This is a genomic window from Bacillus sp. UMB0728 (assembly GCF_002858875.1).
GTDB classification, from domain to species: domain Bacteria; phylum Bacillota; class Bacilli; order Bacillales; family Cytobacillaceae; genus Bacillus_AB; species Bacillus_AB infantis.
The window spans coordinates 260,158-275,939 of record NZ_PKLA01000004.1; the positions used below are offsets into that span (position 1 = coordinate 260,158).

At 45.2% G+C, this 15,782-nt stretch carries 14 protein-coding genes; 8 read left to right on the plus strand and 6 right to left on the minus strand.

Annotation, left to right across the window (positions count from 1 at the left end; all coding sequences use genetic code 11):
• Nucleotides 1–7 precede the first annotated feature (7 nt).
• The 5 genes from CYJ37_RS17105 to CYJ37_RS17125 all read left to right on the plus strand — a co-directional run bounded on the left by CYJ37_RS17105 (nucleotide 8) and on the right by CYJ37_RS17125 (nucleotide 3,503).
• The gene (locus tag CYJ37_RS17105) at nucleotides 8–298 is read left to right on the plus strand and encodes a thiamine-binding protein (protein ID WP_009794217.1); all 291 of its coding nucleotides are present in this window, start codon (nucleotides 8–10) and stop codon (nucleotides 296–298) included.
• Nucleotides 295–1,059: an ABC transporter permease gene (locus CYJ37_RS17110; protein WP_101550797.1), complete on the plus strand. Its 765-nt coding sequence runs from the start codon at nucleotides 295–297 to the stop codon at nucleotides 1,057–1,059. Before CYJ37_RS17105 ends, CYJ37_RS17110 begins: the two co-directional genes overlap by 4 nt.
• Entirely contained in the window at nucleotides 1,056–1,802 is a 747-nt protein-coding gene (locus CYJ37_RS17115; protein WP_009794215.1) for an ABC transporter ATP-binding protein, read from the plus strand. Before CYJ37_RS17110 ends, CYJ37_RS17115 begins: the two co-directional genes overlap by 4 nt.
• On the plus strand, nucleotides 1,751–2,569 hold the full coding sequence (locus CYJ37_RS17120) for a TatD family hydrolase (protein ID WP_257964242.1): 819 nt from the start codon (nucleotides 1,751–1,753) through the stop codon (nucleotides 2,567–2,569). Before CYJ37_RS17115 ends, CYJ37_RS17120 begins: the two co-directional genes overlap by 52 nt.
• A 175-nt stretch (nucleotides 2,570–2,744) precedes the next feature.
• On the plus strand, nucleotides 2,745–3,503 hold the full coding sequence (locus CYJ37_RS17125) for a hypothetical protein (RefSeq protein WP_009794213.1): 759 nt from the start codon (nucleotides 2,745–2,747) through the stop codon (nucleotides 3,501–3,503).
• A 723-nt stretch (nucleotides 3,504–4,226) separates the two neighbouring features.
• Here the strand turns inward: CYJ37_RS17125 and CYJ37_RS17130 are convergent.
• From CYJ37_RS17130 to CYJ37_RS17150, 5 genes are all read right to left on the minus strand, one after another.
• Nucleotides 4,227–5,102 carry a carbohydrate ABC transporter permease gene (locus CYJ37_RS17130; RefSeq protein WP_009794212.1) on the minus strand — a complete coding sequence of 292 codons (876 nt, stop codon included), beginning with the start codon at nucleotides 5,100–5,102 and terminating at the stop codon, nucleotides 4,227–4,229.
• A complete protein-coding gene (locus CYJ37_RS17135; protein WP_094768190.1) occupies nucleotides 5,099–6,079 on the minus strand; it encodes a carbohydrate ABC transporter permease in 981 nt (326 codons plus the stop codon). Before CYJ37_RS17135 ends, CYJ37_RS17130 begins: the two co-directional genes overlap by 4 nt.
• Nucleotides 6,080–6,153: 74 nt before the next feature.
• Nucleotides 6,154–7,446, minus strand: a complete 1,293-nt coding sequence (locus tag CYJ37_RS17140; RefSeq protein ID WP_101550800.1) for an ABC transporter substrate-binding protein — start codon at nucleotides 7,444–7,446, stop codon at nucleotides 6,154–6,156.
• A 349-nt stretch (nucleotides 7,447–7,795) separates the two neighbouring features.
• Nucleotides 7,796–8,416, minus strand: a complete 621-nt coding sequence (locus tag CYJ37_RS17145) for a hypothetical protein (protein WP_101550802.1) — start codon at nucleotides 8,414–8,416, stop codon at nucleotides 7,796–7,798.
• Nucleotides 8,400–8,927 (minus strand): RNA polymerase sigma factor, encoded by a 528-nt coding sequence (locus CYJ37_RS17150; protein WP_101550804.1) that lies wholly within the window; start codon nucleotides 8,925–8,927, stop codon nucleotides 8,400–8,402. The genes CYJ37_RS17145 and CYJ37_RS17150 overlap by 17 nt, the downstream gene beginning before the upstream one ends.
• Before the next feature lie 660 nt (nucleotides 8,928–9,587).
• Between CYJ37_RS17150 and CYJ37_RS17155 the strand changes: the two genes are divergently transcribed.
• Nucleotides 9,588–13,916: a S8 family peptidase gene (locus tag CYJ37_RS17155; RefSeq protein ID WP_101550806.1), complete on the plus strand. Its 4,329-nt coding sequence runs from the start codon at nucleotides 9,588–9,590 to the stop codon at nucleotides 13,914–13,916.
• Nucleotides 13,917–13,975: 59 nt separating this feature from the next.
• Here CYJ37_RS17155 and CYJ37_RS17160 read toward each other — a convergent pair whose 3' ends face one another.
• Nucleotides 13,976–14,344, minus strand: coding sequence for a hypothetical protein (locus tag CYJ37_RS17160; protein WP_101550808.1), 369 nt, complete (start codon nucleotides 14,342–14,344; stop codon nucleotides 13,976–13,978).
• A gap of 121 nt (nucleotides 14,345–14,465) precedes the next feature.
• On the opposite strand from CYJ37_RS17160, the gene CYJ37_RS17165 reads away from it, so the two are divergent.
• Complete coding sequence (locus CYJ37_RS17165) at nucleotides 14,466–15,113, plus strand: cobalamin B12-binding domain-containing protein (protein WP_009794204.1); 648 nt, start codon at nucleotides 14,466–14,468, stop codon at nucleotides 15,111–15,113.
• Nucleotides 15,114–15,173: 60 nt separating this feature from the next.
• Nucleotides 15,174–15,779: a hypothetical protein gene (locus CYJ37_RS17170; protein ID WP_009794203.1), complete on the plus strand. Its 606-nt coding sequence runs from the start codon at nucleotides 15,174–15,176 to the stop codon at nucleotides 15,777–15,779.
• The last annotated feature ends 3 nt before the right edge of the window (nucleotides 15,780–15,782 follow it).

The following is a 15,782-nucleotide window of genomic DNA, read 5'->3' on the forward strand; positions in this document are numbered from 1 at the left end:
AACCATAATGGCCAGTACACTGATCAGCATTCAGATTATACCTAAAACAAAAAACGGGGAAGATGTTATTCCATATGTAGATGAAGCAATTAAAATCATTGCAGAATCCGGAGTGAAATACGAGGTCCATCCACTGGAGACAACGATGGAAGGCGAGCTTGAAGAGCTATTCCGGATCATCGCAAGGATGAATGAAAGAATGATTGCAATGGGAAGCAAAAATGTGATTTCTCAAGTCAAAATTCTGTTTCAGCCTGATGGGATCACGATGGATGACCTGACGGATAAATACAAATGAAGAAAGTGGCTGTAAAAGGATGGAAGCCGGCAGCGGTTCTCCTCCTTTTGTTCATTCTCTGGGAAGCAGCAGTAAGGCTGGCAGAAGTCCCTGCCTGGCTCCTGCCGCCGCCCTCTGACATCATGGCTGAATCTGTGGAAAGCTGGGCCCGTTTTTCCGGCCACCTGGCGTCAACGGTGCTATTATCACTGGCCGGCTTTGCACTGGGGACTGTTTTCGGGCTCACCGCGGCCATCATCCTTCACCGTCTGCCGGCTGTAAGGGAATCTGTTTACCCGCTGCTGATACTATCCCAGAATGTCCCTGTCATCGTCCTTGCCCCTCTCCTTGTCATCTGGTTCGGGTTTGGGCTGCTGCCGAAATTCATTGTCATTATTCTTGTCTGTTTTTTTCCAATCACTGTGGCAGCTTTGGACGGTTTCAGGCAGGTTCCAGCCGAGCTTAAGCACTATATGGCCATGTCAGGAGCCACCAAAAGGCAGCTGTTCTGGAAGCTGGAATGGCCCGGCTCCCTGCCCTCGCTATTTTCAGGGCTGAAAATCTCGGCCACCTACAGTGTTATGGGCGCTGTCATCTCAGAATGGCTAGGTTCGGAAAAAGGGATAGGCGTTTTTATGACTCTCGCCTCCTCCTCCTTCCGGACAGACCGTGTTTTTGTAGCCATATTTGCCATTATGATACTAAGCCTGACTTTCTTCGGAGCAATCCTTTTGGCAGAGAGCCTGCTTTTAAAATGGAATAAAAAGGAGCAGATAAAATGAATCTCCTGCACCTGGATAATATATCAAAATCTTTTGGGGAACAGATGGTCCTTAATAACTTAAGCCTTGAAGTTAATGAAGGTGAATTCGTCTCCCTTCTCGGGCCTTCGGGAAGCGGAAAAAGCACCATTTTCAATCTGATTGGGGGACTGCTTCTACCCGATGAAGGAAGCATCCAGATGAACGGCCAATCGATCAATGGCCAAAAAGGATTCATGAGTTATATGCCGCAGACCCCTTCCCTTCTTCCGTGGAGGACAGTTTTGCAAAATGTCCTTCTGGGACAGGAACTGACAGGCAGAACAGATAAGGAAAAAGCCATGGAAATGATACATAAAGCAGGGCTCGGGCAGTATGCGCATGCCTATCCGCATGAATTATCCGGCGGAATGAAGCAGCGCGCTTCCTTCATCAGGGCGCTGCTCAGCCCGCAGGAGCTTCTTTGCCTGGATGAGCCCTTTTCAGCGCTGGATGAACTGACGCGGCTTGATATGCAGAAGTGGCTCCTGACCATTTGGGAAGAGCAGCGGCCGGCCATCATCTTTATCACTCATAATATAGAAGAAGCTCTTTTTCTGTCAGATCGCATCATCGTCTTATCAGAAAAGCCGGCCCATACAGCAGCGGAATTTACGGTGCCTTTTTCCCGGCCAAGAAGAGAAGAACTGTTCCTGGAGGAGGAATTTCTGGAATGGAAAAGAAAGGTCCATCATTCGCTGCGGCCAAAGAGGGAAAAAGGATGAACAAGATTATTGACAGCCATATCCACCTGGACCGCTATGCTGATCAGGATATTTCTAATATTTGCAGCATACCGGAGCTCGAATCACTCGTAACTGTCTCGTGGGATCTCAGCTCCTGCAAAAAGAACCTGCTCCTTGCAGAGAGGTTTTCAAAGGTAAAGCCGGCTTTTGGGTACCATCCGGAACAGGTCCTCCCTCCTGAAGCAGAACTTGCTGATCTGATAGGCTGGATGGGGGATCATAAAGAAAATATGATAGCCATCGGAGAGGTCGGCCTTCCATACTATTTAAGACAAGAACAGGGTGCTTCCTTTATAGGCCTGGAACCTTATCTTGAAATACTGGAGCTGTTTGTCCAGAAAGCAAAGGAGTGGCAGCTCCCCGTCATCCTCCATAGCATCTATGAAGATGCAGAGATAGTATGCAGCCTGCTTGAAAAGTATTCTATTGAAAAAGCCCATTTTCATTGGTTCAAAGGCTCAGCTCTTACGGCTGAACGAATGGCCGCCAATGGCTATTTCATCTCAGTGACTCCTGATGTATTGTACGAAGGGGAAATTCAATCTCTGGTAAAAGACTATCCAATCAGGCAGGTGATGGCAGAAACAGACGGTCCCTGGCCATTCGAAGGGCCTTTCAATAAACAAATGACTTCACCACTCATGATCCATCGTTCAGCAGCTAAAATCGCTGAAATCAAAAAAATGGCATTGCCGGAGGTATATACGCTCCTGCTGACTAATACCAGGAATTTTTATAGAATATGAGAAGCACTCTGTTTACGCAGGGTGCTTTTTGTTGGTAAAACAGGAATGGGATATTAAAAGACACATCTGATCTCTTTAGTAGTATAGAACCATTTTTCCTTTAATAAATTTTCCCCATATCTCCAAATGGAAATATAAGGTACAGTAAAAGAAAAACTTATTGGAGGACTGCTGAATGAAAAAATATGGTCTGATTCTGCTTATCATCCTGTTTTCTTTTTCCACCTCTGCTTTTGCCCAGCCGGAAACTGCCAGCCTGATTCCCTCTGAAGAACAATTTCTTAAGCTCGTAAAGAAGACAGAAGAGTATAAGGACTTTAAAGATGACTTTCTCTCAAACGATCCTTATATCCTGAATCCGCTTAAAGACGAAAAAGACCAGCAGTATGGCTGGATTGTCCAGTATGAGATTAAATATAAGGAAGAAGCTTCACTTGCCGCAGGCGGTGCAGCCACTGTCAGTTTCTCCTCCATCCTTACGTTTGCTTATGACAGCATCAATGATGATATGCAGGCTTATATTATCGACTATAGCAGCATTCTCAAAGATCAAGCTATCTATCTTGAAGAACTCTCCACCGGCACCACCACTGCAATTGATGTGTCTGAGACAGATTTATACGCAGAACTTGCCGTGCAGACGGAGGAAAAAGCAGAAAGCATGGTCAGTTCAGCGGGGCTGCAAAGCGGGAATCCTGCAGGTGAAGAAGGTGTGAACGGAAGCAACTATCTTTGCTGGCAATGTACAAGCTATACCAATGGGAGCGTTTCTCTTCCATGTGCCAATTTGGTCGGCAGCTACTGTTCATCGGGCTCACAATATTCAGTCGGCAGGCTGCTGTGCGCCGGCAAAACAATCATTGATTGCTATGTGCCCAAGGATAAGGTTTGTGTAAAAGGCGTCTGGAAAACCACCTGTCCGGCACCGGCTTAATTGATTATAAAGAAAGAAGGCTTGCCATCCGCGTTAAGTAGCAGTGGCTATATATGCCAGCAGATAAGAAAGTTGGGAAGATGAAGAGTCAGTAACCGGTGACAGAAATATAAGGGGAGTATTTACTGTTAAATTCAGATTAATAGTGTTTTTGGAGAAAATAAGGGAAGTTTTTCCCTCTATGCAAAGTAAAACTACCTGTTTTCACGTCCTTCAAGTCAAATAAGAGGAATTTATCCCTCTATTAAAGCTGTTTTCAGTACTATATGCAAAATAAGGGGAATTTGTCCCTCTATAATTTTCAAATAGCAGGGAACCTAGTTTCACTGTTTAAGCATGCAAAAGTATAACTGGAAATCCTCGGTTTTTATACTATTCAGCGTTGGCATAAATTAAATTAGAATAACATATTAAATAGAAAAAGCTTGGGATATCCCAAGCTTTTTCGGTTTGTTAATTCCCCTGTTATTTACGTTACGAAAACGTATCTTATTAGGCCTGTGATTTAAGATTTGTTCCACATTATCTGAACTGCTAATATCCACGGCATGGCTTCTTTCTTTTTGAGCATCTATTCGGCTATTTTACAGCCTGAGACATAGGATGCTGGTCATCCATACCTTTCCACCGAACGTGGCGTTATTAGTCTGAGGACCTTTTGGGGGCAAACCGTTTCTGCTTTTCTATTTGTAGAGCTCATCCAGCTATAGAGCCTGCCTTTTCTTACCCCTTACTCCCCGATGCTATATTTGAGCCTTCGATGAAGTGTTTTTGGAAGAAAAAGAACAGCAGGACGACCGGCAGAAGAACGGTTACTGACATGGCCATCAGGTAGTGCCACTGGGTGGATACTGTTCCTTTGAATGTCTGCAGTCCAATCTGCAGAGTATACAGGCTTTCATCATTTATATACAGCAGCGGGCCCAGCAGGTCATTCCATGCTCCATTAAAGGAGAACAGCGCGACTGTAATAAGTGCGGGTTTGGTAAGCGGGAGCATGATATTCCACCAGATCTGCAGATGGCTCGCACCGTCAAGAACCGCCGCTTCAATCAATTCATTCGGGATGCCCATCATGAACTGCCTTAACAGGAAGATGAAAAATGCACTTCCCAGGAAGGCAGGAACGATCAAGGGAAGATAAGTGTTGATCCATCCCAGCTTAGAAAACAGGATGTATTGCGGAACCATAGTGACAAAACCCGGTATCAGCATGGTAGATAATACGATGACGAAAAGAGCATTTCTGCCTTTGAAACGAATTTTTGCGAATGCATAGGCAACGAGAGAATTAACAAGCACGCTCCCAATCATGCCGGCAAGGGCAATAAATAAGGTGTTAAACGCCCATCTTGTAAATGGCGCTGTCTGCCATGCCTCCAGATAATTCGAGAAATGGAATTCGGTCGGAATGAAGGTTGGCGGGTATTGGGCGATTTCCTGCGGTGATTTCAGGGAAGTTGAAATCATCCACCACAGCGGCGATAGTATCAGTATGCTTCCAGCCAGAAGCAGGAAAGCAACAAAGAGATGCTTTGTCCGCTGCCTGAATTTTTTTGTCTCATAGAACCTCGGTGCTTCAGCAGCTGCCTGCTTCATTTGTTGTCTCCTCCTTCATAGTGAACCCATTTTTTTCCGAGTGTCAGATTGATGACTGTCAGTACCATGACAATCAGGAACAGCAGCCAAGCCATCGCTGAGGCGTAGCCCATATCAAAAATTTCAAACGCATTGTTCCACATATGAAGGTTGTAGAACAGCAGGGAATTCCCCGGACCTCCGTCTCCGTTCTCGGTCATCACATACGCTTCCTGGAAAATTTGAAAAGATCCAATAGTGCTTGTAATGACATCAAAGAAGATGATCGGTGAAATCATCGGCAGAGTGATATGGAAAAATTTCTGGAATGAACTTGCCCCATCCAGGTCTGCTGCTTCATACATCTGGGCCGAAACTCCCTGCAGGCTGGCAAGATACAGGAGCATGCCTCCGCCGACGCTCCACATCTTCATTAGCAGCAGGGCAGGCTTTGTCCATTCAGGATCAAACAGCCATGCCGGGCCTTCTATGCCAAACCAGGCAAGGAAAGTGTTGACAAGGCCTGTCGAAGGACTTAATAGCTGCATCCATAAAAAATAGACAGCGACACCAGAAAGAATGGCAGGCAGATAATAGACTGTCCTGAAAAATTTCATCCCTTTTACTCTCTGATTCAGCAGCACAGCCAGAAGGATAGCGCCAGCCGTGGTCAATGGTACGGAAAATAATACATAATAGATTGTATTCCAGAGCGATGTTTTGAAAAGATCATCAATCGTAAACATCCTTTTAAAATTATCCAGCCCGATGAAGTTCATTCTTGACGTTATATTATAATCTGTAAAACTTGCAAATAATGAAAATAAGAGCGGTCCGAGAGTCAGTCCCAGAAAGCCGATGATCCAGGGACTAATGAATAAATAGCCAAATAAATTATCTTTCGCTTTTCGCGAAAGCCGCTTCGGCTCAGACTTAGCCTTCTCTTTGCCCATGCTGTTCGCTTCGTTTTGAGCAATTGTAGAGTCATACGATTTCATACCCCTTCACCCTTTCCCAGAAATGATTGCATTCGAAGAAGAGAAGGAGATCCCTTCTCTTCTTCCAGAATGTATTATCTTTTTAGTTTTTCAACGTCTTTTTCCGCTTTCTCCAGTGCCTCTTCAGGCGACTGCTTCCCAAGCAGGGCATTGTCGATCTGTGGATTTACCCTGCTCAAATAATCAGGATATTCAACCGGGATTGGGAAAAGCTGAGTATCTTCAAGATTTTTTATGGTCGCTTCATAGACCTCTTTATCTTTTCCTTCAAGCTCTTCTGCTGCAGCGTCTGCACCTTCAATGCTGGCAACATTGTCAAAGTTCTCCATAGCCCAGTATTTCTGAGCTTCAGGTCCGGTCAGATACTTAATGAAGTCCATTGCTTCTTCCGGATTGCTGGAGCCTTTTGGCACCTCGGCAACAAAACCGCCTCCATCACTCCAGTTTTCAGCTCCTTCTTCATAAGCCGGGATTGGAGCTACTCCAAAATCCATATCCTGCCCATAGTCCCTGATCTGAGTATAAAAAGTTCCTACATCCACCCACATGGCCACTTTTCCGGCAATGAAAGGATTGGACTGTTCACTTCCAAATTCGGCCTTCAGCGCCTGAACATTTGACTCGCCAAGGCGGTCCTGCCATTTGAGAACCCATTCCAGTGCTTCTACTTTTTTAGGCGTAATGATTTTCAGCTCACCATTGTCGATGAAGTTCTTTCCTCCATCAGCACTGATCATCCAGCTGCCTGCCCCAATGCTTCCCCAAAGCGGATAGAATCCGACCCTGTCATAGGTTTTGCCGTTTTTCACATCAAGCTTTTCGGCATATTCTTCAAGCTCTGCCCATGTAGAAGGCGGCTTATTTGGATCAAGGCCGGCTTCTTTGAACGCTGTTTTGTTATAGAATAGAAGTCTGGTATCAGTATTGAATGGAACTGCATAAGGCTTGTCTTCATAAAGGACTGTGTCCCAAAGATGAGGATAAAACTGATCCTTGAAGCCTTCATCCATATATTTGCTTAAATCTTCAACCTGTTTGGCTTCCGCCCGCTGCCCGACTGTATTGATATCATTGATGATGACATCTGCCGGGTTCCCGGCAGCTACTGAAGCAAGGTTCTTTGTCCAAATATCTCCCCAAGGCAAATATGTATGCTTAACAAAAACCTTATCCTGTGACCCATTGTAATCGTCTATGATTTTTTCAATGATTGGCCTTCTTGTTTCTGATCCCCAGAATGTCCAGAAATCAATGACTACTTTTCCATCCTTCGTTTTTTCCGCCTGGGCAGACTCTCCGCCTGAGCATCCGGCCAGAACGCCAAGAAGCAGAAAGACAGAAATTAATAAGGCTATCCCCTTTTTCATATGTATCCCCCTAATATTTGTCTAATTTTTTTCTCCCTAAATAACACCCAGCTGCCTTTGCGCAAAGGATCCATAACGGTGCTGAACTCCGAGAAGGAATTTACTGTAAAACTACCCGCTTCTTCTGCTTCTAAACCTGCTTGTCAAAAAAATATCGAAAATTGTCTAAATATTTTTTTCTAAATTTGGATTCACGTACCAGTCCTGCTATTTTGCAGTATGAATATTCTGCATGCACAAACAAAAAAGGCGCATGGGCATTTCCAACCCATGTGCCTTTTCCTATTGTTTATTTAAATTGGCCTCTTTCTGCCGGCCTCTTCAATTCCCCATCTATACTGCTTTTTCATCATCCGGCTTTCTTCCAGCTGAACCCTTCCTTTTTCAGGGTTTTGAAAATGCTTCTGGATAACTTATCAGGAGCCTTAAAGAATTCTTTACTGCTTTCCTCCCGGAAGTAAATGACCTCATTGACATTCCAGAGTTTCAGCTGAAGCGTGTCGCCTCCTTTAAACCTTATAAGAGCGTCATATGAAGGCTTTTCTGCCGGAGTATAATTGGTTGGGGCCGATTCATGCAGCATGGACCTGATCATTGCTTTCATGAAAGGGTTTTCGGCATAGCTGGATTCATTAAGCTCTATATTGACGCCGTTGGTAATGTAGCTGTATTCTGAATCTGTTTCTGCTGTAATGACATCCGCTATCGGCAGCTCCTTCAGTTCAGCGAAAGTGCTGTCCTGATCCGGAATGCTGAATTGGGAGTAAAAATAGACAGCCGCAACAAAAAACGCTGCTGCAGTCAAAAGAGGTCCCTTCACCCAAGGGAACTGCCTGACCTGTTTTTTCCCAAGCCTCCCGGGTTCTGCAGCTTCCATAATCTTTTTGAAGGAACGGTCCTTTTGCATTTTGGAACGGGGAATATCATCAAGCTTTTCAAATGATATCGTATCTTCAAATAACTCCTTCAAGGGTATCCCCCCTTTTTTCCATCTCTTTTTTCAGGGCAGCCATTGCCCTGGATGTGGTTATTTTCACTTTGTTCTCATTCCATCCCAGGACCTGTGCTGTTTCCTTGATTGAAAACTCCTTGATTTTCCGGAGGATAAGGACTTCCTGGTAGCTCAGCTTCAGTGCATGGATGGCAGCATAGAGCCTGGCTGTTTTTTCCCCTTTTACCATAATTTCCACTGGTGTTTCATGACCTGAATCAAATTGATATTTTTCAATGGAAAAGAACTTGAAGCGGTTCCTCTTCCGGATATAATCAATGGCTACATTTCTTGAAATCCTCACAAGCCAGGTGAAGATATGGGATTCGCCATTGAATTGGTGGAAATGCTTATAAGCTTTTATAAACGTATCCTGAGTCAGATCTTCTGCTATTTCTTTATTGTTTACATACATGAAGATATATCCGTAGATTTTGTCGCTGTATTCGTAATAGATGTTCTCAAACGTTTCTGCAGAAACTTTATTCATTGTAGGCGCCCCCTCTTGCACATAGTTAGACGATTGACAGCAGAAAAGGAAACAGCTTCCATTCATATTTTTTATTTTTTATTGGAGGATAGGCCGTACCTGCATCTTTCCTCCTGCCCTGGACAGGAAAAGTAGAGACAAAGCATCATTTTCAAACATTTTTATAAAATGATGCAATATGTCTGCAACTTTTTCAGATTCTGTATGGTTACGTAAAATGTCTCCAAGGCTGCAGGCAGCTTTTCTTATTTTTTCTACAATTTCTTCTATATTCCTCCCTTCCTCTTTTAAAATCCCGCGATCTATTTAGCTGGAGCTTCTTTCAATTTTTCTTGGCAAACCTGACTTATATAATCTTATTCTCTTATTTTTTCAGCATCAGCCTCTCTTTTTAGCAACATATGGATATAATTCCCTGCTTTTGTACAGCAGAATGGATTGAAAAAGGCCTATGAATCGTCCATGCGCGTTTTAACTGCTGGGATGATTGAATGATTTCATGGAGAAGAGTACTTTTTCCATCATATTTCGACAACTTGATTCTTTTATTTCCGATACAGTAAGTGTCACAGCAGGAAATGCCATAACTGGAAAATTTATAGAAAGGAGGGCTGTAAGCTGCTGTAATGAAAAATGAATAGAAAAGAGGAGGAATAGTTCATGAAGAACAAGAAGCATTTTCGCTGGCTTTATCTCTTGCTCACGGCACTCTTGATCATTCCGCTGCTTAGTCCTTATCAAGCACAGGCGGATGCCGGCAAGTCTCCGCATGTTTCGATGAAGAAAGCTTCCCCCGGGTCTTCAAAAAACAAAATCTCGGGCAGGCTCCTTGATCAATTTGATGGAAAAGACAAGGTCACCTTCCTTATAAAAATGAAAGAGCAGGCGGACACAAAAAAAGCCGCTCAAGAAGCAGCTAAAAAAGCTTCAGCTGATAAAGCAACTTCCTCCAAGGCAAAATTCATGAAAAGATCTGCAGTAGTTTCCTCTTTAAGAGCCGTCGCAGCCGAAACACAGGCCGGAGTACTAAAATATATTGAGCAGCAGGAAAAAGCCGGCAAAGCGAAAGATAGCAAATCCTTCTATATTGTGAACAGCATTGCCGTCACAGCCACTAAAGATGTCATGGAAAAGCTCGCAAGCTTTCCAGAAGTAGACAAAATCCTTCCTAATGAGACCAGACAGCTTCATAAGCCTGTAAAAGAAGCCTCTAAGCCTTCCATCCAGATGGAACAAACAGCAGACAATAAAACCAGCTCCATTGAATGGAACATAGACAGGGTCGGTGCCCCAGCCGCCTGGGACATGGGCATAGACGGGTCCGGGACTGTTGTCGCCTCAATTGATACAGGCGTCCAGTGGAACCATCCCGCGCTCAAGGAAAAATACCGCGGCTATGATCCTTCAAACCCTGATCAGCCTTCACATACTTACAACTGGTTTGATGCAGTAGGAGGACAATCCTCCCCATATGACGACGATGGCCATGGCACTCACGTTACCGGCACCATGGTCGGTTCCGATCCTGGCGGTGCAAACCAGATTGGAGTTGCACCAGGAGCCAAATTTATTTCTGTAAAAGCTTTCAGTCCAAGCGGGGGCTCAGATGTCGACCTTCTGGAGGCTGGGGAATGGATCCTTGCTCCTAAAGATGCCAATGGCACTCCACACCCTGAACAGGCTCCGGATGTTGTAAATAACAGCTGGGGCGGCGGACCCGGACTTGATGAATGGTACCGTCCGATGGTCCAGTCATGGCGCGCAGCCGAAATCTTCCCGGAATTTTCAGCAGGAAATACAACACTGACCAATCCAGGCGGACCTGGTTCAGTCGCCTCTCCAGGCAATTATCCAGAGTCTTTTACTACCGGGGCAACAGACATCAATAACCGGCTGGGCTCTTTCTCTCTTCAAGGGCCTTCGCCATATGAAGAAATAAAGCCTGACATTGCAGCACCAGGGGTAAATATCCGTTCGTCAGTTCCGGGTTCAGGTTATGAAGGAGGCTGGAACGGAACTTCCATGGCTGGCCCTCACGTAGCTGCGGCTGCAGCTTTGCTGAGGCAGGCAGATTCAAGCCTGACAGTAGATGAAATTGAAGAAATCCTGTCAGCAACTGCTGTACCGCTTACAGACTCCACATTCCCGAATGTACCGAATAACGGCTATGGCCATGGACTTGTCAATGTGTTCGATGCCGTCTCTTCCGTCGTTTCCGGCCTGGGCAAATTAAAGGGCCAGGTTTCCAAAGAAGGAGATGACGAAGAAGCGCCATCCATTTCACATGACGCACAGACTGAAACATATGCCGGTATGGACCTTGCTGTTCAGGCTGATGTTTCAGATAATATCAGTGTTACAAATGCCGTGCTTGAATATGTGAAGCCTGACGGAAGTACGGCAGCAGTTAGAGCCGAAAGAGTATCCGGCAGCTATACTGATGGAACCTATGAGGCTGTCATCCCTGGGGAGGATATCCAGGAACCCTCTCTTTCCTATCAGTGGAAAGCCGTAGACTTCGGCGGAAACAGCGCCGAGTCTGCTACATTTGAAGTTAATGTCATCCCGGGGATCAGCACGGGATACAGCCAGGATTTTGAGTCCCAGCCTGCAGGCTGGACTTCATATGGAACAAATGACAGCTGGGAATGGGGAGCGCCGGCATCCGGCCCGGGAAATGCCGCATCAGGTGAGAAAGTCTATGCGACCGCTCTTGGAGGAAATTATGCCAACTCAGCTAATATGACGCTTCTCATGCCGCCCGTTGACCTGGGCGAAGGCAATGCCTATCTGCAATTCAAACAATGGCACGAGCTGGAGAACCGCTATGATTATGGCCATGTTTTTGTGTCAACAGATATGGAGAATTGGACCCAAAAGCTGAGGGTGAACGGCAATACAGCCGGATGGATTGACGGCGAAGTCGATCTGAGCGAATATGCCGGCCAGCGCATCTATATTGCCTTCAATGTTACAACTGACAGCTCAGTCCAAAAACAAGGCTGGTATTTGGACGATGTGTCCCTGTCAGATACACCTAACGCACCATCCAAGAAAGCCCAGCTTGGAAAAACCGGTCCAGCCGGGCCATCCGGGCCGGCAGTGTCTGCTAAAAAGCAAATCGACCCTGCCAAAATTGTTCCTGAAAAAGAGCAAGGGAAAAAAGAGCAGGAAAATGGTTCTGCCCCATCCCCTGCATTACTTCCTGTAAATGCGGAAGTCACCGTATTGGAGACAGGGCGTTCAGTCTTTACAGATCCGCAGGATGGCTCCTATGAAATGACCCACGCATCCGGCACTTATACGGTGCAGGCAGAGGCTTACGGGTTCCGGTCAGAATCACAAAGCGTCAATATCCCTGAAGACGGAGAGGCATCAGCAAACTTTGTACTGGAAGAAATTCCGGAAGGAACTGTTACAGGTTCGGTTACTAACGAATTGACCGGCGAGCCTGTACCGGGAGCCATGGTTATGCTTATGGAAGATGCAGCTGTTGAACCAGTCTACGCGGATGAGAATGGACAATATACGCTAACAGCCTATGAAGGGACATACACCTTAAAGGTTGTTGCTCCATCCTACTATAGCGAAGAAGCCGAAATAACAATCGAAGGCAGTTCAAGTGCCGAACAAAATATCCAGCTGAAGCCATTCATTGGCTATCCTGGTGAGATCGGCTATGACGACGGATCAGCAGAAAATGCAAGAGCATTTTATGATGCCGGTAACGGCTGGGCTGTGAAAATGTCACTTGAAAATGGCCAGAACAGCGCAATGGTCACCGGCGGTATATTCCGCTTCTGGGACACAGAATGGCCGGTGCCAGGAGGAACGGAATTCCAGGTTGCAGTCTTTGACGCAAGCGGTCCTGACGGTGCCCCGGGGAAAAAACTTGCCGGGCCATTTGAAGCATCTGCTTTAAGAAACGGTGAATGGACCCGTGTTGATTTAAGAGACAAAGGCATCATGGTCAATGGCGATTTTTACATGGTCTATATCCAATCAGCTCCAAATCCAAATACCCCGGGCCTTGCTACTGATGAAGACGGTCCAAATGCAGGGCGGAGCTGGCAGCTGGTCGGCGGTGCCTGGTCACCAGTTCCGGCAGAAGAAGGCAACTATATGATACGGGCTGCAGTGGACTACGAAGTGAATGCACCAGTTATCACATCGCCTGCCGACGGGACCATCACAAAGCAAAAACAGACAGTGATTGAAGGAAATTCTGCCCCATCCACAGCGGTCCACCTGTACATTAACGGTGAAAAGGCTGCGGAAACAACAGCAGACGACTCCGGGAAATTTACTGTAGAAGCGGAATTGAACGAGGGAGAAAATATCCTGACTGCCAAAGCCGCCACTGACAGCGGGACAACTGACTCTTCCGCCCCTGTAAAAGTCATTGTGGATACGGAAAAACCGGAACTGACAATTACCTCCCCTGCTGACGGCTTAAAAACAAATAAGGAAACAGTTACTGTCGAAGGTACTGTTGCAGATGCGAACCTTGATTGGGTAAAAGTCAATGGAAAAAAAGCTTCAGTCCAGGACGGAGCCTATTCATTAAGAATCCTTTTAAATGAAGGTGAAAATATCATCACTGTCACTGCTCAGGACAAGGCAAAAAACAAGTTAAACAAAAAAGTGACAGTGTTTGCTAAATACACCGCGCCTGTCATTGAGAACCTGCTGCCGGAAGAAAATAAAGATCTGAAATCCGGCGAAAGCGTCAAGATTGAATTTGACAGTGAACCAGGCCTGAAAGCTGTATTCTCCATCAGAATGCCGCTGACAAATACCGGCGGACAGCTGACAAATGCTCTGGAGCTTCCGATGATGGAAACGTCGGAGGGCCATTATGTGGGCTACTATACAGCAACGAAGAACGTCAAAGCCCCTGGCGCAGAAATTGAAGTCAAGGTGACGGACGATTATGGAAATGAAACAAGAGAGACAGCTGGAGGCAAGCTGAACATCAACGCTAAATAATCAGGCACAGAAGAAGCCCGCCGGGAAACCGGCGGGCTTTCTTGTTGTTCATTTTGCCTCTAGGCCTGGCTTCCCCCTGCTTCCAAAGCTTCAAGGACCTTTATGCCTTCTTCAAGAGCTTGAATGTAAAAGTTTTTCTCCTCAGCATCTGTCTCATTCATCTCTTCAATCAGCCATTTAAAATTCAGTACCAGATAAAAAGAATCGAGTCCCCTGGAAGTGAGTATATCCTGGAGCCACTTGCTGTAATCAGTGAAAATTTGGATGCTTTCCAGCTTATAGGCAGTTTCCAAATATTGAAAGTGATAATTTATATCTTCTTCTGTCCTCCTCTTTCCTGATTCCCCGAACTTCTCAAGGGATGGAAACTCTTCATAGAAGCGCTCAAAAAGCTTTTTGACGATTCTATCTTTATCATGTTTTTCCATCTTGGGCCCTCCTCTATAATTTTGCCATGAACGCGATTTCTATTCTCATATATAGTATACTATTAATAAGAGATTGTTTTTGGGACATCGGTCACAATTATTTTATCAGGAGTTGATATCATTGTATTCAGCAGCAGCCAAGGAGCTTGCCAGTTACCTGTTGAAAGGCGATATTTACGGAAGCTGGGCCATTATCCAGGAATATGATTATAAGGACTATCAATCCTGCTATATATTTGAAAGTTTGCTGAGCGAGAGTATGCATTATATTGGAGAGCTATGGCAAAAGGACCTCATTACTGTGGCGGATGAACATCTTGCGACTGGAATATGTGATTACATTCTAACCAAGTACTCTTTTGAAAAAGGCCAGAAAGCAGCACAGGGAAGAAAAGCCCTCCTCTTTTGTCCGGAGGGCGAACAGCATTATCTCGGACTAAAGATGACAGCTTCCATATTCAAAGAAAATGGCTGGGAGGTAAAAAATCTAGGTGCCAGCCTGCCATTGGAATATGCCTTGAACAGTGCGGAAAAATGGAAGCCGGATGTTATCGGCATCTCATTGTCACTGACCCACCATCTTCCTTTATTGAAGAAATATATAGAAGAGCTTGAACAGCTGTCGTTCCGTCCAAAGATTCTGGTAGGCAGCAGACTGATCAACCGCTATGATTTTACACCCTTCTGCAGCAAAGAAACCGTTCTAATTAAGAAATTGGAAGATCTTGAGCCCTGGATTTTAAGCCAATCTAAAGAGATTGCTATATAATACAGTTATCAGCCTGCAGGTCCTGCAGGCTGTCATTTTACCAAAAAGGAGGCATTATACATGAAAACGGATTTAAACTTGCTGCCTATCCCTTTTTTCATATTGGATATTGACTTGAAAATTGTGTTCGCTTCTGAAGCAGCCGAGGACAGATTTCCCTATTGCATCAGCTTTATCCAGCTTGCTGACCAGGACAGCCTTGAAAAAGTATTCAGCATGCCTGAGAAAAAAAGCGGAGAAATGATTGAAATTAATCTGCGCACCTCTGGAAATGCAGTTGAACTTTTTAATATCTATTATTCACGCATCCCTGAAAAGAAGCTTATCTATGTATGCTGTGCCCCCATTTCTTCAAATCTTTTGGAGGTTCAGCATCATCTGGCCATGCTCCGAAACAGGCTTTCATCCCTGCAGCCGGCAGAATTGAAGCCGCGAGGCCTGCATAATCCCCTCCTTTTTGAAGTAAGCAGCAATGCGCATGAAAAACTAATGGCAATCGAACATAAAAAGAAGCTGAAAAGCATAAGCCATTCAGCTTCTGAATCAATCGATCTGATAAACATTCTTCAGCCCCTTGCCATCGAACATGGAAAAGCGGAGTATTTGGAGCGGATCCAGAAAAATCTATTGAATATGATGTCAGCGGCAGACTCTTTAATAGACTGAGAG